At 66.3% G+C, this 14917-nt stretch carries 19 protein-coding genes; 4 read left to right on the forward strand and 15 right to left on the reverse strand.

All coding sequences use genetic code 11. From position 1 onward, the window contains the following. Nucleotides 1-284, forward strand: a 284-nt coding sequence (locus DW2_RS20225; RefSeq protein ID WP_238321349.1) for a hypothetical protein, incomplete at its 5' end; no start/stop codon positions are given. A gap of 132 nt (nt 285-416) precedes the next feature. On the opposite strand, the gene pssA is transcribed toward DW2_RS20225, so the two are convergent. The 5 genes from pssA to DW2_RS15825 form a co-directional block, all read right to left on the reverse strand. After that, a complete protein-coding gene (pssA, locus tag DW2_RS15805; protein WP_038148078.1) occupies nt 417-1148 on the reverse strand; it encodes a CDP-diacylglycerol--serine O-phosphatidyltransferase in 732 nt (243 codons plus the stop codon). Between the two features lie 16 nt (nt 1149-1164). Then, nucleotides 1165-1863 carry a phosphatidylserine decarboxylase gene (locus tag DW2_RS15810; RefSeq protein ID WP_038148079.1) on the reverse strand — a complete coding sequence of 233 codons (699 nt, stop codon included), beginning with the start codon at nt 1861-1863 and terminating at the stop codon, nt 1165-1167. 285 nt (nt 1864-2148) lie between these two features. Next, nucleotides 2149-2649 (reverse strand): 30S ribosomal protein S9, encoded by a 501-nt coding sequence (gene rpsI, locus DW2_RS15815; RefSeq protein ID WP_038148080.1) that lies wholly within the window; start codon nt 2647-2649, stop codon nt 2149-2151. Between the two features lie 2 nt (nt 2650-2651). Next, entirely contained in the window at nt 2652-3113 is a 462-nt protein-coding gene (rplM, locus tag DW2_RS15820; RefSeq protein WP_038148082.1) for a 50S ribosomal protein L13, read from the reverse strand. Nucleotides 3114-3353: 240 nt separating this feature from the next. Then, nucleotides 3354-3773, reverse strand: coding sequence for a PaaI family thioesterase (locus DW2_RS15825; RefSeq protein ID WP_038148084.1), 420 nt, complete (start codon nt 3771-3773; stop codon nt 3354-3356). 63 nt (nt 3774-3836) lie between these two features. Between DW2_RS15825 and DW2_RS15830 the strand changes: the two genes are divergently transcribed. Further along, nucleotides 3837-4625 carry an enoyl-CoA hydratase gene (locus tag DW2_RS15830; RefSeq protein WP_038148085.1) on the forward strand — a complete coding sequence of 263 codons (789 nt, stop codon included), beginning with the start codon at nt 3837-3839 and terminating at the stop codon, nt 4623-4625. Between the two features lie 27 nt (nt 4626-4652). Here the strand turns inward: DW2_RS15830 and proB are convergent, their stop codons facing one another. The 10 genes from proB to DW2_RS15880 form a co-directional block, all read right to left on the reverse strand. After that, nucleotides 4653-5771 carry a glutamate 5-kinase gene (gene proB, locus DW2_RS15835; protein WP_038148086.1) on the reverse strand — a complete coding sequence of 373 codons (1119 nt, stop codon included), beginning with the start codon at nt 5769-5771 and terminating at the stop codon, nt 4653-4655. Continuing rightward, on the reverse strand, nt 5759-6784 hold the full coding sequence (gene obgE, locus DW2_RS15840) for a GTPase ObgE (protein ID WP_038148087.1): 1026 nt from the start codon (nt 6782-6784) through the stop codon (nt 5759-5761). The genes proB and obgE overlap by 13 nt, the downstream gene beginning before the upstream one ends. A gap of 92 nt (nt 6785-6876) precedes the next feature. Then, the gene (locus DW2_RS15845; RefSeq protein WP_038148088.1) at nt 6877-7380 is read right to left on the reverse strand and encodes a GNAT family N-acetyltransferase; all 504 of its coding nucleotides are present in this window, start codon (nt 7378-7380) and stop codon (nt 6877-6879) included. Nucleotides 7381-7458: 78 nt separating this feature from the next. Next, nucleotides 7459-7998, reverse strand: a complete 540-nt coding sequence (locus DW2_RS15850) for a GNAT family N-acetyltransferase (RefSeq protein WP_038148089.1) — start codon at nt 7996-7998, stop codon at nt 7459-7461. A gap of 208 nt (nt 7999-8206) precedes the next feature. Further along, nucleotides 8207-8476, reverse strand: coding sequence for a 50S ribosomal protein L27 (rpmA, locus tag DW2_RS15855; RefSeq protein ID WP_038148091.1), 270 nt, complete (start codon nt 8474-8476; stop codon nt 8207-8209). A gap of 12 nt (nt 8477-8488) precedes the next feature. Then, complete coding sequence (locus tag DW2_RS15860; protein ID WP_038148092.1) at nt 8489-9124, reverse strand: 50S ribosomal protein L21; 636 nt, start codon at nt 9122-9124, stop codon at nt 8489-8491. Nucleotides 9125-9320: 196 nt separating this feature from the next. Next, complete coding sequence (locus DW2_RS15865) at nt 9321-10421, reverse strand: CaiB/BaiF CoA transferase family protein (RefSeq protein WP_038148093.1); 1101 nt, start codon at nt 10419-10421, stop codon at nt 9321-9323. Nucleotides 10422-10563: 142 nt separating this feature from the next. Further along, entirely contained in the window at nt 10564-12393 is a 1830-nt protein-coding gene (locus tag DW2_RS15870; RefSeq protein WP_038148094.1) for an ABC-F family ATP-binding cassette domain-containing protein, read from the reverse strand. 70 nt (nt 12394-12463) lie between these two features. Next, nucleotides 12464-13231, reverse strand: coding sequence for a GNAT family N-acetyltransferase (locus DW2_RS15875; protein WP_238321350.1), 768 nt, complete (start codon nt 13229-13231; stop codon nt 12464-12466). Nucleotides 13232-13238: 7 nt separating this feature from the next. Next, entirely contained in the window at nt 13239-13691 is a 453-nt protein-coding gene (locus tag DW2_RS15880; protein ID WP_051856297.1) for an outer membrane protein assembly factor BamE, read from the reverse strand. A 154-nt stretch (nt 13692-13845) separates the two neighbouring features. On the opposite strand from DW2_RS15880, the gene DW2_RS15885 reads away from it, so the two are divergent. Then, the gene (locus tag DW2_RS15885) at nt 13846-14436 is read left to right on the forward strand and encodes a YceD family protein (protein ID WP_063137152.1); all 591 of its coding nucleotides are present in this window, start codon (nt 13846-13848) and stop codon (nt 14434-14436) included. Between the two features lie 212 nt (nt 14437-14648). Then, nucleotides 14649-14855: a 50S ribosomal protein L32 gene (gene rpmF, locus DW2_RS15890; RefSeq protein ID WP_038148096.1), complete on the forward strand. Its 207-nt coding sequence runs from the start codon at nt 14649-14651 to the stop codon at nt 14853-14855. Nucleotides 14856-14917 lie beyond the last annotated feature (62 nt).

The raw sequence follows: 14917 nt of genomic DNA on the forward strand, positions 1-14917 counted from the left end.
GTTCGCGTCGTATCGACCAAACCGCCCGCATATCTCTTCAGATATCCATCAATTTCAAAGAGCCAGAGGCCAAAAAGAACCGGAAGCGCTTACTCGAAGCGCGCCCCGCTCTCGAACCTCAATGTTTCTTGCCTTCATTTCCAGCGCTGCTGGCCTTTCCGGCGCCGCTGCGGTTCGTTGTGTGCCCCGCTTCGGTGAGGAGGGTTCTACGCATACGACCGGGGGGCCGCAAGAGCTTTTTTCGTGAAACCGTCACTTTTTTCCCGGAGGCCTTATTTCCTTGAGCAAAATTGCGGCAGAAAATGAAAATGGGGGCTCGTGAGCCCCCGTCATCCCCTCTCGATCTGCCGATTTGCGCCGCAAAACCGCGAGTCGCCCCCGCCAGATACCCGATTCAGGCCTCGAGTCAGGCCGAGTCACCCCCGCAAGATCCGCCCCCGCGCTTTCCAGACCGCCGGAATCAGCGCGAGAACATAGAGCACGCACAGAATCACCATCAGAAGCCAGATGCGGGTGAACACCATGCCCACCGCGATGACGGTGCCGATCAGGACGATCCCCACGGCCCGCCGGGGAATCCGCATCGCCTTGGGCGAGAAGGTCTTGATCCGCGAGATCATCAGCAGCCCGACAAGGCCCAGCCAGATCGCGACCGCGGCCGGCGCCTGGCGCGCATCCCCGAGACCGGCGAAGGTGATGAACATCGGCAGCAGCGCGAGCCCCGCCCCCGCGGGCGCAGGCACTCCGGTGAAGTGGCGCATCGAGTCGGGCTCGGCACGCATCACGTTGAACCGCGCGAGACGCAGACAGGCGGCACCGGCGAATACCAGAACGAAGACCCAACCGAAGGCATGGGTCTCCCCGAGCGCGAAGCGATAGAGAAGAAGGCCGGGGGCGACGCCGAAGCAAAGGAAGTCCGACAGGCTGTCGAGCTCGGCCCCGAAATCGGACGTGGCCTCGAGGCGGCGCGCGAGCAGGCCGTCCATCCCGTCGATCAGCCCCGAGAGCAGGATCAGCACGACCGCCGTCTCGAACCGGTCATCCATCGCGAAACGGATCGCGGTGAGCCCGATCCCCATCCCCGCCATGGTGACGAGATTCGGCAGGAGCTGCAAAAACGGCATCCGGTCTTTTTCATGCGGCTCCATCTGCGCCCTCCCTCTCTTAGCGAACGCCGCCCTGACGGGCAGGTTCCGTTCCCGCGAGATCGGCGATCACCGTCTCGCCGGCCACCATGGTCTGGCCGATGCAGACCAGCGGCTCCACCCCCTCGGGCAGGTAGATGTCGAGCCGCGAGCCGAAGCGAATGAGGCCGAAGCGCTCCCCCGTCATCAGGCTCTGCCCTTCCTTCGACCAGCACAGGATGCGCCGCGCCACGAGGCCCGCGATCTGCACGACGCCATATTGGCGTCCGTCGGGAAGGGTCACCGCCAGGCCGTTGCGCTCATTGTCGGAGCTGGCCTTGTCGAGCGAGGCGTTGAGGAACTTGCCCGGCCGATAGGCGATCTTCGCGATGCGGCCCGCCGCGGGCAAGCGGTTCACATGGCAGTTGAAGACCGACATGAAGACCGAGACCCGCACCATCGGCTGGTCCCCAAGCCCCAGCTCGGAGGGCGGCACGGCCGGCTCGAGCAGCGACACGATACCATCGGCCGGCGAGACCATCAGCCCCTCGCGGGTGGGCGTTACCCGCTCGGGATCGCGGAAGAAGTAGTAGCACCAGACCGTCAGACCCAGCCCGAGCCATCCGAGCGGCTCCCAGATCAGGAACAAGACGAAGGCGATCCCCGCGAAGATCGCGACGAATTTGCGCCCTTCCGGGTGCATCGGCTTGACGAAGGTGGAGAGCATGGAAACGGACATCGGAGCCTCGAAGATTGCTTGTCCTCGTGCTTAACGCATGGGAGGGACAATGCAAATCCCGACCATCCGGCCTGCCCTCACGTTGCGCCCGAGTGGCGCCGCCCCCTCGACGCTGACGCGTCTTCCCCCGGGATATTTCGGGCAGGCCCGAGGAGCGGCACCTTTGCGCCTTCGGGCCTGTGCAAATATCCCCGGGGGAGCGGCGCAGCCGCGGGGGCGGAGCCCCCAATGCAAAACGCGGCCCCCGAGGGAGCCGCGTTTCGTGAATTCGTATCGCGAAAGGGATCAGCGTTTCGAGAACTGGAAGCTCCGGCGTGCTTTCGCCTTACCGTATTTCTTCCGCTCGACGACGCGCGAGTCACGGGTCAGGAAGCCCGCAGCCTTGAGCGCCGAACGCAGCGAGGGATCGTAAAGCTGGAGCGCTTTCGAGATGCCGTGCTTCACAGCACCGGCCTGGCCCGAAAGGCCGCCGCCCGCCACGGTGGCGTAGACGTCGAACTGACCTTCCACATTGGCCACGCCGAAGGGCTGGTTCACGATCAGCTGGAGCACGGGACGCGCGAAATACTTGTCCATCTCCTTGCCGTTCACTTCCACCTTGCCGGTGCCGGGCTTGACCCAGACGCGGGCGACAGCGTCTTTACGCTTGCCGGTCGCGTAGGCACGGCCCTGCGCATCGCGCACGGGCTCGCGGGGCGCGGCGGTTTCGGTCTCGGTCGCGGCAACGGCGCTCGAGCCGGACACGACCGATTTCAGATCGTCGAGAGTCTTGATATCGTCGGCCATGATCAGCTCCGGGTGTTCTTCTTGTTCATCGACTTGACGTCGAGAACTTCAGGCTGTTGCGCTTCGTGCGGATGCTCGGCGCCGGCATAGACGCGCAGGTTCGACATCTGTGCACGGCCAAGGCGGTTGCGCGCGATCATGCGCTCGACGGCCTTGATCACCACGCGCTCGGGATGCGCGCCCTCGAGGATCTGGCGCGCGGTGCGCGACTTGATCCCGCCGGGGTGGTTGGTGTGCCAGAAGTAGGTCTTGTCGTCACGCTTCTTGCCGGTCATCTGCACCTTGTCGGCGTTGATGACGATGACGTTGTCGCCCATGTCCATATGGGGCGTGAAGGTGGCCTTGTGCTTGCCACGCAGACGCATCGCGACGATCGAGGCGAGACGGCCCAGCACGACGCCCTCGGCGTCGATGATGACCCATTTCTTTTCGATCTCCGCGGGTTTCGCGGTGTAGGTTTTCATTGTCTTTCGGCCCTTTTGGAGGGTTGCGGAATTCGATGCGGGCTTTTCGTCGATTCCGGATGCGTTTTCAAGTGGCGACTTCGTAATTTTTCCTTGTTAAATCAATGTCTTGAAAAATAGGTATTAAAATACCCCAGATCTTCCGGGCGCAGCGGGCGGTTTCGGCGCAACCCAACGGGTGCGATCCTTCTGACACTCCGAAATTACAGCCCTCCCCTCGCCCCGGATCGCAGGGGGGCATCACTTGGGCGGAATCGAATAGGTCATACTTGCGCGTGCGACAGGGCGCTCGTCCCCGTCCGAGAAGATCAGTGCCTCGCCCACCGCCAGCACCCGCCCGAGCTTGAGCAGACGGATCTTCGCGATCAGGTCCGCCCCCGACGCGGGCTTGCGCATGAAGTCGATCGAGGCGTTCGTCGTGACCGCCAGTGCCACCTTCCCGATCCGCGCGAGGATCGCCATGTAGATCCCGACATCGGCCAGCGCGAACATGTTGGGCCCCGAGACGGTGCCGCCGGGGCGCAGATGCCGCTCGGCCACCTTGAGCCGCACGATCAGTTCGTCGTCGTTGAGGCTGTCGATCGCGAACTCGCCCTTCACCTGCGGAAATGTCTCGTCGAGAAATGCCGCAAGCTCCCCCGTCTCCATCACAAGCGCCATGCGCCCTCCCCTTTTCTCTCTCCCGGACCCGGCCTAGAGTTTCTCCAAAGAGGAGGAGTTTCAATGACCGATCTTGTGATCCGCGAGGACCGGGGCGCGGTGGCGCATCTGACGATGAATTCCCCAGGCTCGCTCAATGCGCTCTCGGATGCGATGCTGGCCGCGCTCAAGGCGCGGTTTTCCGAACTGGCCGAGGATACCGCGATCAAGGTCATCGTGCTCAAGGGCGCGGGCAAGGCCTTCTGCGCCGGCCATGACCTGAAGGAGATGCAACGCGGCCGCGAGGCCCCCGACAACGGGCGCGCCTATTTTGCGGATCTCTTCTTCCGCTGCGCCGAGGTGATGCAGATGATCCCCGCCCTGCCCCAGCCGGTGATCGCCGAGGCCCATGGCATCGCCACCGCCGCGGGCTGCCAGCTCGTCGCCTCCTGCGACCTGGCAGTGGCCGCCGAAGATACCCGGTTCGGCGTGAACGGCGTCAATATCGGGCTGTTCTGCTCGACACCGATGGTGGCATTGTCGCGCAACGTGCCGCGAAAGGTGGCCTTCGAGATGCTGACCACGGGCGAGTTCATCAGCGCGGCTCGCGCCGTCGAAGTGGGGCTCGTGAACCGGGTCGCCCCCCATGAGGAACTTGCCGCCGAGACCGAAGCGCTCGCCACCACGATCGAGGGCAAGCTCGGCGCGGCGGTGAAGATCGGCAAGCGCGCCTTCTACGATCAGGCGAACATGGATCTGGCGGCGGCCTATGAACACACCGCGGCGGTGATGGTCGAGAACATGCTCTGGCGCGACACCGCCGAAGGCGTTCAGGCCTTCATCGAAAAACGGAAACCGGACTGGGCCGAGTAACCGGGCCTCGGCGAACCGGCCCGGCGTTCAGCCCAGCACCATGTCGTCGCGATGGATCAGCGCCGCGCGGCCGGGATAGCCGAGGATCTCCTCGATCTCGCCCGAGCGGTGCCCGGCGATCTGGCGCGCCTCCTCGGCGGTATAGCGCACGAGCCCCTTGCCCAGCACCGCGCGGTCCGGCCCCGCTATGGTCACGGGTTCCCCGCGACCGAAACGGCCGACGATCTTCGTCACCCCCGCCGGCAGCAGCGACTTGCCCGATTGCAGCGCCGCCACCGCGCCCGCATCGACGAACAGCTCGCCCCGCGGTTTCATCGCGGCGATCCAGCGCTTGCGTGCGACATGCGGGTCGCCTTCGGGCAGGAACCAGCTGCAGCGCCCGCCATTTTCGAGCGCGGCCACCGGATGGTCCACCGACCCCTCCGCGATCGCCATCGCACAGCCCCCCGCCACCGCGACCTTCGCGGCAAGCAGCTTGGTCTTCATGCCCCCCTTCGAGAGGCCCGAAACCGGATCGCCCGCCATCGCCTCGATCTCGGGCGTGATATGGTCGATCACCGGAAGGTGGCGCGCGTCCGCGTCGGTCTTCGGGTTCGCGGTATAAAGCCCGTCCACGTCAGACAGCAGGATCAGCTGATCGGCCCCGATCGTCACCGCGATCTGCGCGGCGAGCCGGTCATTGTCGCCAAAGCGGATCTCGTCGGTCGCGACCGTGTCATTCTCGTTCACGATCGGCACCGTGCCGAGGCTCAACAGCGTCTCGAGCGTCGCGCGCGAGTTCAGATAGCGCCGGCGATCCGCCGTATCCTCGAGCGTCACCAGCACCTGAGCCGTCGTCACACCGTGGGGACCGAGCGCCGCCTCATAGGCCCGCGCGAGCCGGATCTGCCCCACCGCCGCCGCGGCCTGGCTCTGTTCCAGCGAGAGCGTTCCGGCGGGAAGCCCGAGGACCCGCCGCCCGAGCGCGATCGAGCCGGAAGAGACGATCACCACCCCCGTGCCGCGCGCCCGCAGCCCCGCGACATCGGCGGCAAGCGAACGCAGCCAATCCTCGCGCAAGCCCCCCGCGTCGACGAGAAGCGCCGAGCCGATCTTGATGACCAACCGTTTCGCCTGCGCGAGAACCGGCCCGCTCACGGTTGCCATTCGCTACCCTCGTCTTGCGCGGGCTTGCCCCTGCCGATCTGCGCCCAGAGCGCGCGCAGCACTTCCGGAACACCCTTCTTCGAGACGCCCGACATCAAGTGAACGCGCCCGCCCACGGCCTCTTCGAGCGCCGTCTTGCGCTCCTCGAGCGTCTCGGGATCGATCGCGTCGATCTTGTTGAGCACCGTGACCCGCGGCTTTTCGGCGAGCACCGGCGAATAGGCCTCGAGCTCGTGAATGATGGTCTGCCAATCGGCGACCGGGTCTTCGGCAGTCCCGTCCACGAGATGCAGAAGCACCGAGCAGCGTTCGACATGGCCCAGGAACTGATCGCCCAGCCCCCGCCCTTCGGACGCGCCTTCGATCAGCCCCGGAATGTCGGCCACCACGAATTCGCGCCCGTCAATGCCGACGACGCCCAGGTTGGGCACCAGCGTGGTGAAAGGATAATCGGCGATCTTCGGCCGCGCATTCGAGGTCGCGGCAAGGAAGGTCGACTTGCCCGCATTGGGCAGGCCCAGAAGCCCGGCATCGGCGATCAGTTTCAGACGCAGCCAGATCGTGCGCTCGACGCCCTCCTGCCCCGGATTGGCCCGCTGCGGTGCGCGGTTGGTCGAGCTCTTGAAATGCAGGTTGCCCCAGCCGCCATTGCCGCCCTTCGCGAGCAGCACGCGCTGGCCCACCTCGGTCATGTCGGCGATCAGGGTTTCCTGGTCCTCATCGAGGATCTCGGTGCCCACCGGCACTTTCAGCACGATGTCGTCGCCATCCTTGCCGGTGCGCTGGCTCCCCATCCCGTGCTGGCCGGTCTTCGCGAAGAAATGCTGCTGGTAGCGGAAGTCGATCAAGGTGTTGAGCCCCTCGACCGCCTCGACCCAGACCGAACCGCCCTTGCCGCCGTCACCGCCGTCGGGGCCGCCGAATTCGATATATTTCTCGCGCCGGAACGAGACACAGCCCGCACCCCCGCCACCCGAGCGGATATAGACCTTGGCGAGATCGAGAAATTTCATCGTGCTGCCCCTTGTTTGCAAGGCGCCGGGATACGCTTCTGCGCCGCGCATTTCAAGCGTCGAAACGGGCAGGCCCCGCGCCGCCCGCGCTTTCAGGGCTGAGGCGCAAATTCGGCGCGCGTCAGAACCATGTCGACGTGATCGGCCTCTGCGTCCAGCGCGCGGCAGAATTGGCGCGACCGGCCCGTCTCGCGAAAGCCCAACTTCTCGAGAACCCGGCACGAACGGGCGTTCCCCAAGAAATACCCCGCCCGCAAGGAGGCACGTGCAGGGTCGGCGAAGCAGGCTGCGAGCACAGCGCGACCTGCTTCCGTGGCAAAGCCCTTCCCCCAGAACGGCCGCGCAAGCCAATAGCCGAATTCGCCGACAGTGCCGATCACCCCGGCCAGACCGTCGGAGATTTCGATGATCCAGACCCGTCCCGCATTTTCCAAATTCGCCTGAAGGAACTCTTCCGCATCGGAGCGGCCATAGGGGTGCGGCATCCGTGCGAGCCAGCGCGCGACCTCGAAATCATCCGCCGCCGATGCAATCGCGGCGGCATCCGTCAGCTCGACGGGCCGCAATATCAGACGGTCTGTCGCGATCCGTTCCATCTTCGGCCTTGTTCAAATATCCCGGGTGGGTCCGGGAGGGCAGCGCCCTCCCGCCTGCATGCTTTCGGGACAGGCCTCTCAGTTCATCTTGAGAAGGTAAGTCCAGGTCGGCACATGGCGGCCGCGCGCCAGCGACCAGCTCTCGGCATCGCCGAGATATTCGAAACCGCAATTCGTCAGCACCCGCGCCGAGCCGGGATTGTCCTGGAAGACCTCGGCAAAGAGCGTCCGGCTCTCATGCGGATTGGCGGCGACGAGCGCGGCGACCGCCTCTGAGGCGAAGCCGGTATTCCAGAACCCCGGACCGACCCAGAAACCGATCTCGGACTGGTCGTCTTCAAGACGGGTGAGCGAGACGATGCCAAGCAACTCGGCCAGCCCCTGCCGCGATCCGTCGATCGCCCAGACATCCTCGACGCGGTCCTCGGCCTGCGCGCGGGCGATGAAGTTCTCGGCCGTGCCCGGCGGAAGCGGATGCGGGATCGCGCGCGTGCCCTCGGCGATGCGCTTGTCGGATGTATACATGGTGATCAGACCGGCGTCGGAACGACGCAGCGGGCGCAGAGCGAAACGCTCCGCCTCGATCACGGGCTGGTTGAAAATCGTCTCCTGGTACATCGGCGCTCCTCCTCGAAACGCGGGTGAGCCGACGGCTCCTCCTGCCGCATGGCCCTAATTTAAAAATAGGTCAGGAAGATGACAGTACATCCCCCGCCCCGGCAAATAATCTCGCAGCGTTTGCAAAACCTTAATGCCCGCGCAACGAGAAAGGGGACCGGCCTTTCAGCCGATCCCCCAATCTTTACTGCCTCGGGTTCTCTTCGGCTTACTCGGCGGCCTCCTGAGCCGGGAGGACCGATACGAACGTGCGGCCCTTGAGGCCCTTGCGGAAGGTAACGGCGCCCTCGGCGGTCGCAAAGATGGTGTGATCCTTGCCCATGCCGACGCCTTCACCCGGCCACCACTTGGTGCCGCGCTGACGCACGATGATGTTGCCCGGAATGGCCGACTGGCCACCGTACAGCTTCACGCCAAGACGACGACCCGCGGAGTCGCGGCCGTTACGGGAAGAACCGCCTGCTTTCTTGTGTGCCATGGGTGTCTCTCCTTATTTCGCGAGCTCTTTGGCCTGCTCGACCCAGTCGGGCTTGACCTTGGTGGCTTCGAAGGTTTCGGGATCGACCGACGCGAGCTGGGCGAAGGTGGTGATGCCAGCTTCGTTCAGCTTCTTCTCGGCCGCGGGGCCCAGACCGGTGATCACCTTGAGATCGTCGGCTTCGGCGACGGCGGCTTCGGCAGCCTTCGGCGCGGCTTTCGGAGCAGCGGCTTTCTTCGCCGCCGGCTTGGCCGCAGCCTCGCCCTTGGTGCCATGCGCGGCACGGCGCGCGATCGCGGTGCCCACCGCTTCCTTCACGCCCGACTTCTCGGCGCCCGAAGCGAGCACGTCGGTCACGCGCAGCAGAGTGAGCTGCTGACGGTGGCCACGGGTCCGCTGCGACGAGTGCTTACGACGACGCTTGTGGTAGGTGATGACCTTGTCGGCCTTGATGTTGTCGATGACCTCGGCCTGCACCGCCGCGCCTTCGACGAGGGGCGTGCCGAATTGCGGCTTGTCGCCGCCGACCATCAGAATCTCGTTGAACTGGACTTTTTCGCCAGCTTCGGCTGCGAGCAGTTCGACGCGCAGGATATCGCCCGCCTGAACCTTGTATTGCTTGCCGCCGGTCTTGAGGACCGCAAACATGGGTCTTTCCTTTTCATCCATCCGCGCCCTGTGGCCCCTGTACCGGGTTCGTGGGCCTTCCGGCCCGCCGTCGGACTGCGCGCTCCGTAAGGAGCGGAGTTGCAAAAACGAGGCCCGGCGGAAAGAGGACTCTCCGCCGGGTCGTGCCCATATCGAGGTTCGCACCCCGGCTGTCAAGGAAAATCGGCCCGTTTTCTCAGGCGCTCCAGCGCGCAAGCGCCTCAGCCGGGGCGATGCGGCGCCCCGTCCCGCCGGCCGTTCCGGGCGTGGCCGAGAGGCGCGGCGCGGGCGTGGGCTGGACGAGCCCGTCCCGCTCGAGATAAGCGCCGCGCGCGGCATTCTGCGGATGGGCCCGCGCCTCGGCCAGGGAAAGGACCGGCGTCGCGCAGGCATCCGTCGCGGCGAAGACCGAGGCCCAGTCGTCGCGGCTTCGCGTCGCGAATCGCGCCGCAAGAAGGCGCTTCAATTCGGGCCAGTGCGCCGGATCGCTCCGATCGGGCAGGGCCGCCGCTTCGAGGCCGAGCCCCGCGACCAACTCCGCCCAGAATTGCGGCTCGATCGCCCCCACCGCCAGATGTCCGCCACAGGCACATTCATAGACCGTATAATAGGGGGCCGCGCCATCGAGCAGGTTGGCCTGCCGCCGATCGCTCCAGGCACCCTGCCCCGCCATGCCGGTGATCATCGCCATCAGATGCGCCACGCCGTCGGTGATCGCGCAATCGACGACCTGCCCCTGTCCGGTCGCGCGCGCCCGGAAGATCGCGGCCAGCATCCCGAAGGCGAGGTAGATCCCGCCGCCGCCGAAATCGCCCAGCAGGTTGAGCGGAATGGCCGGCGCCTCCTCCGGGCCGATCGCATGCAGCGCCCCGGTCAGCGAGAGGTAATTGATGTCGTGCCCCGCACGCTGCGCGAGCGGTCCCTCCTGACCCCAGCCGGTCATCCGCCCATAGACCAGCGCCGGGTGGTCGGGAAAATCATCCGGCCCGAGCCCGAGGCGCTCCATCACCCCTGGCCGCATACCCTCGATCAGCCCGTCGGCCCGCGCGATCAGCGCCCGCGCCGCCGCCCGCCCCTCCCCGGATTTCAGATCGAGCTCGACGAAATCCCGGCCCCGGTCGAGCAGATCGACCTCGAGCCCAAGGACGTGATTCTCCGCCCCGGCCGATCCCGGGCGTGCGATCCGGATCACCTCGGCGCCGAAATCGGCCAGACACATCGCGGCAAACGGCGTCGGGCCAAGGCCCGAGATCTCGACGATGCGCAACCCGCGAAGCGGTCCGTGACCTTTGTTCATGTGTCTCCCTCCCGCAGCTGGGGGTTTTGCACCCCCAGACCCCCGCAGGATATTTGAGGCATTTGGAAAGGAGAACACCCCCCCTTCCAAATGCTGGAAATATCCCCGCCGGAGGCAACCGACCGAGCCGCGCGCACAGCGTTCAGCCGTTCTGGGCCTTCTCTTCGAGCTCGAGCCATTCCGTCTCGGCCGCCTCGAGCGCACCCTGGCGCTCGGTGAGCATCTCGGTGGCCTTGGCGAATTTCACCGGCTCACGGGTGAAGAGGTCGGGATCGGAAAGCAGTTCGTTGATCTTTCCGATCTCGTGCTCGAGCTTCTCGATGATGCCGGGCAGCGCCTCGAGCCGGTGCTTCTCGGTGAAGCTCAGGCCCGGTTTCCTCGGCGCGGGCGTGGGCGCCGCGGCTGTCTCGACCGGCTTGGAGGCGGTCTCTTTCCTCGGCGCGGATTTCGCCTCCGGTTCGGCGAGCGCTTTTTGCGCCTGGTAATCGGACCAGCCGCCCGCATAGACGGTGGCGCGCCCGTCGCCCTCCATCGCGATCGTCGTGGTCGCGACACGGTCGATGAAGTCGCGGTCGTGGCTGACGAGCAGCACCGTCCCGTCATAATCGCCCAGGAGATCCTGCAGCAGGTCGAGCGTCTCGACATCGAGATCGTTCGTCGGTTCGTCGAGAATCAGCAGGTTCGAGGGTTTCGCCATCAGCTTCGCGAGCAGAAGCCGCGCCCGCTCGCCGCCCGAGAGCGCGCGGATCGGACCGCGCGCCTGCTGTTCGTCGAAGAGAAAGTCCTTCAGGTAGCCCACGACATGTTTGGCCACGCCGCGCACCATCACCTGATCGGAGCGCCCTTTCACCGACATGTCGGGATCGTTGACCAGCCCGTCCCACAGCGTCTGCTCGGGATCGAGCGTCGCGCGGGCCTGATCGAAGACGGCGATCTCGAGATTGGTGCCGAGCTTGACCGTGCCCGCGTCGGGGGCGGTCTCGCCGGTCAGCATCTTGAGCAGCGTGGTCTTGCCGACGCCGTTTGGCCCGACGAAGGCGACCCGGTCACCGCGCAGCACGCGGAGGTCGAAATCGCACACGATCTGCTTGTCGCCGAAACGTTTGGACAGGCCGGAGGCCTCGATCACCCGCTTGCCCGATTGCGGACCGGTCTCGAGCTCCATCGCGGCAACGCCCTGCCGCTTGATCTGGGAGGCGCGTTCGGCGCGCAATGCCTGGAGCGCGCGTACCCGCCCCTGGTTGCGTTTGCGCCGCGCCGAGATCCCCTCGACCGCCCAACGCGCCTCGGCCTTGATCTTGCGGTCGAGCTTGTGGCGCGCCTCGTCCTCTCCGATCCAGAGCTTCTCGCGCCATTCCTCGAAGCTCTCGAAACCCTGTTCGTTGCGCCGCACCTGGCCGCGGTCGATCCAGAGCGTCGCGCGGGTGAGCGCGCGCAGGAAGGCGCGGTCATGGGAGATCAGCACGAAGGCGCGGCGGGTTTCGCGCAGCTGATTCTCGAGCCAGCCGATCGCCTCGATATCGAGATGGTTGGTCGGCTCGTCGAGCAGCATCAGTTCCGGCCCCTCGGCGAGCAGCTTGGCGAGCGCGGCGCGGCGCCTTTCGCCGCCCGAGGCGGTCTCGACCGGGGTCTCGGGGCGGAATTTCAGACCCTCTGCCACCATCTCGATCCGGTAGGCCTCGGCGGGATCGAGCTCGGAGGCGGCGAAATCGCCCAAGGTCGCGAAGCCCGACAGGTCGGGCTCCTGCTCCATATAGCCCACCGAGACACCCGGCGGCACGACGCGGGAGCCGTGATCGGGCTCGATCAGCCCGGCCATCACCTTCATCAGCGTCGATTTGCCCGAGCCGTTGCGTCCCACCAGCGCGACCCGGTCGCCCTGCTGGATGTTGAGCGAGAGCCCCTCGAAGACGGGGTTGCCGCCGAAGGTGAGCGAGATATCGGAGAGTTGCAAAAGCGGTGCGCGAGCCATGAATGCGAGCTAAGCGGGCGGCGCGGAAAGGTCAATGGCGCAAGCGTGCGACAGCGGGGCCCGGCCGCGATCAGGTCGCGAGCGCGCGCAACGCCTTGAGCCGCGCCGGCGGAATCGCGGCGATCTCGAGCGCCGTGAAGACGTGGCAGGTGTCGAGATCGCGGTCGATCACCGCGTGATCCGAGACCCAGCCCCCCATGCCCAGATAGGACCGCAGCAGCGGCGGCAGCGCGGCGGGATCGCCCGGCTCGCCCGCGAGAACCTCCCCGAATGGCACATGTTCGGGCGCCTTGGGGTGCGGACGCTGGCGCGTAGGGCCGAGCGCATGCGCGGCAAGATGGGCGAGCCCCTTGCGGTGCCTCTGCCAATCCGCCCCCGAAAAGGAGGTGCACCCGATCAGGAGCCCCGCCCCGCCCGCTTCGGCGAGCCGCGTGATCGCCGCCCAGCCCAGGCGCAGCACATCGGGGTCGCGCAGGCCGGGCCGCGTGCAGAAACGGCCCAGCTCGAGGATCGGCCCCGGCCAGTCCGCAAGCGGTGAGAGGTCGTAGAACTGGGCGGAATAGCTGTCGGCAAGCGCCGCGCCGCCGGGGAGCGCGAGGATTCGGAACCCCGCCGCGGCGCCTTCGGCATCCTCGATCACCACATGACGGCAACGTGTATCGAACGCATCGTGATCCGGAGCCCCGCCCCGGAAGGCCCGGGCCCGCAGCGCGAAGAGCGGCGCGCAGGCCTCGAGCCCGCGCAGCTCGCGCACCCGGTAATCCCCTCTGGAAATGCTCAGCACCATCTGCGTCATGCCGGAGCGCGAACCGGAGGCGCGGGGCTTTCCCCCGCGCATGCCGCGATCAGTTGTTTCCGAGAACCTGCCCCGCGCTCACCCGGCCGATCGAGCCGAGAAGCTGGCGGATGAAGCCGATTCCCTTGACGTTGCTTTCGGTCACGCGGCGCGAGAGCGGCACGACATGCCCCTTCTCGAGCCCGAAACGCTCCACATTGCTCACGACACCGTTGTTGGTGAAGGAGACCGCGACGACCTCGCGCTTGATCTCCTGCGGCGCATGCCAGGTCACGGTTTTCCAGCGCGAGCCGACATAGTACCAGCCCGAGCCTTCGAGCAGCCCGGTCGAGCTGGGCCGTCCGATCGCCGCGGCGACATCGTCGCGCGTCGATTTGCCGACCTCGATCTTCGCGAGATCCTCGTCGAGCGGAACGTAACCGTGATTGCGGTAGATCGGCGAGCAGGCCCCGATCAGCATCACCACGCCGAAAACGATCATCAGCGTGGCCTTGCGCATCATCGAACCGATCCCCACCTGCACCCCCTCTTGCCTCTGCGTCTTCGGGCTTTTATCGACGCTTACATCATGACCGCGCTGCCCTCAAGCGCTACCGACCGCAACCGGCCCGTACTTGCCCGGCGCGCCGGCGGACAACCTCGCGAAAGGAGCCAAGATGACCACGCGCCCCGTCGACCCGAACCTGCCGCCCGCCCCGGAGGAAATCTGGAGCAAGCCGCTTCGCCTCGCCGATCTCCCGCCGCGCAAGCCGACCCGGTTCGACATCAAGCCCGACGCGTCCACGCGGGCCGCGATCGCCGACTGGGCGGGGATTCGCGGCGTCGAAGCGCTGCGGCTGCGCGGAACGCTGTCGCCCACGGGCCGCTCGGACTGGGAGCTTGCCGCGACCCTCGAGGCGGAGGTCGTTCAGAACTGCGTGATCACGCTCGCCCCGGTCACGACCCAGATCCGCGAGGAGGTCACCCGGCGCTATCTGGCGGATATGGAGATGCCGGCCGCCGAAGAGGTCGAGATGCCCGAGGACGATACGGCCGAGCCCCTGCCCGCCGTCGTCGATCTGGCCGGGATCGCGCTGGAGGCGCTCGAACTGTCGCTCCCGCTTTATCCGCGCGCGGAGGGGGCCGAACTGGGCGAGGCGCGCGCCGCCGAACCCGGCACGGAGCCGCTGACCGACGAACAGCTCAAGCCCTTCGCCGGCCTGCGCGACCTTCTGGACAAGCGCGGCGGGGGAGAAGAGGACCGCTGAGAGGCCTCTCGCGAAGCCCCGGAATCGGTCTGAAAAAAGAGCGGAAAAAGGGCTTGCACGCGAAAAGAATCCGAGTATGTTCCCGGCCTCATTCGACGTTTGGCTTTCGCACCCGAGCGCCTTCCGGGCCAAGTGACGAAACCATAAGGAAAATCAGGGCTATAACGCCGCAAACACGGGCTCTATGGCCCCCGAAACCCCGAGGTTGAGACATGGCTGTCCCTCAGAATAAAGTCACGCGTTCCCGTCGCAACATGCGTCGTGCGCATGACTCGCTCGTCGCCGCGAACCCGGCCGAGTGCCCGAACTGCGGCGAACTCAAGCGCCCGCATCACGTCTGCGCCTCCTGCGGCCATTACGACGATCGCGAGATCGTTGCGATGACCGAGGAAGTCGATCTCGACGACGACGCAGCGTAATCCAGGCTGCCCGCGCCGCACGTCATGCCCAACACGCAGGACCAGCAGCCGACGGGTGCCGA

This window comes from Thioclava atlantica (assembly GCF_000737065.1).
Classification (GTDB): Bacteria; Pseudomonadota; Alphaproteobacteria; order Rhodobacterales; family Rhodobacteraceae; genus Thioclava; species Thioclava atlantica.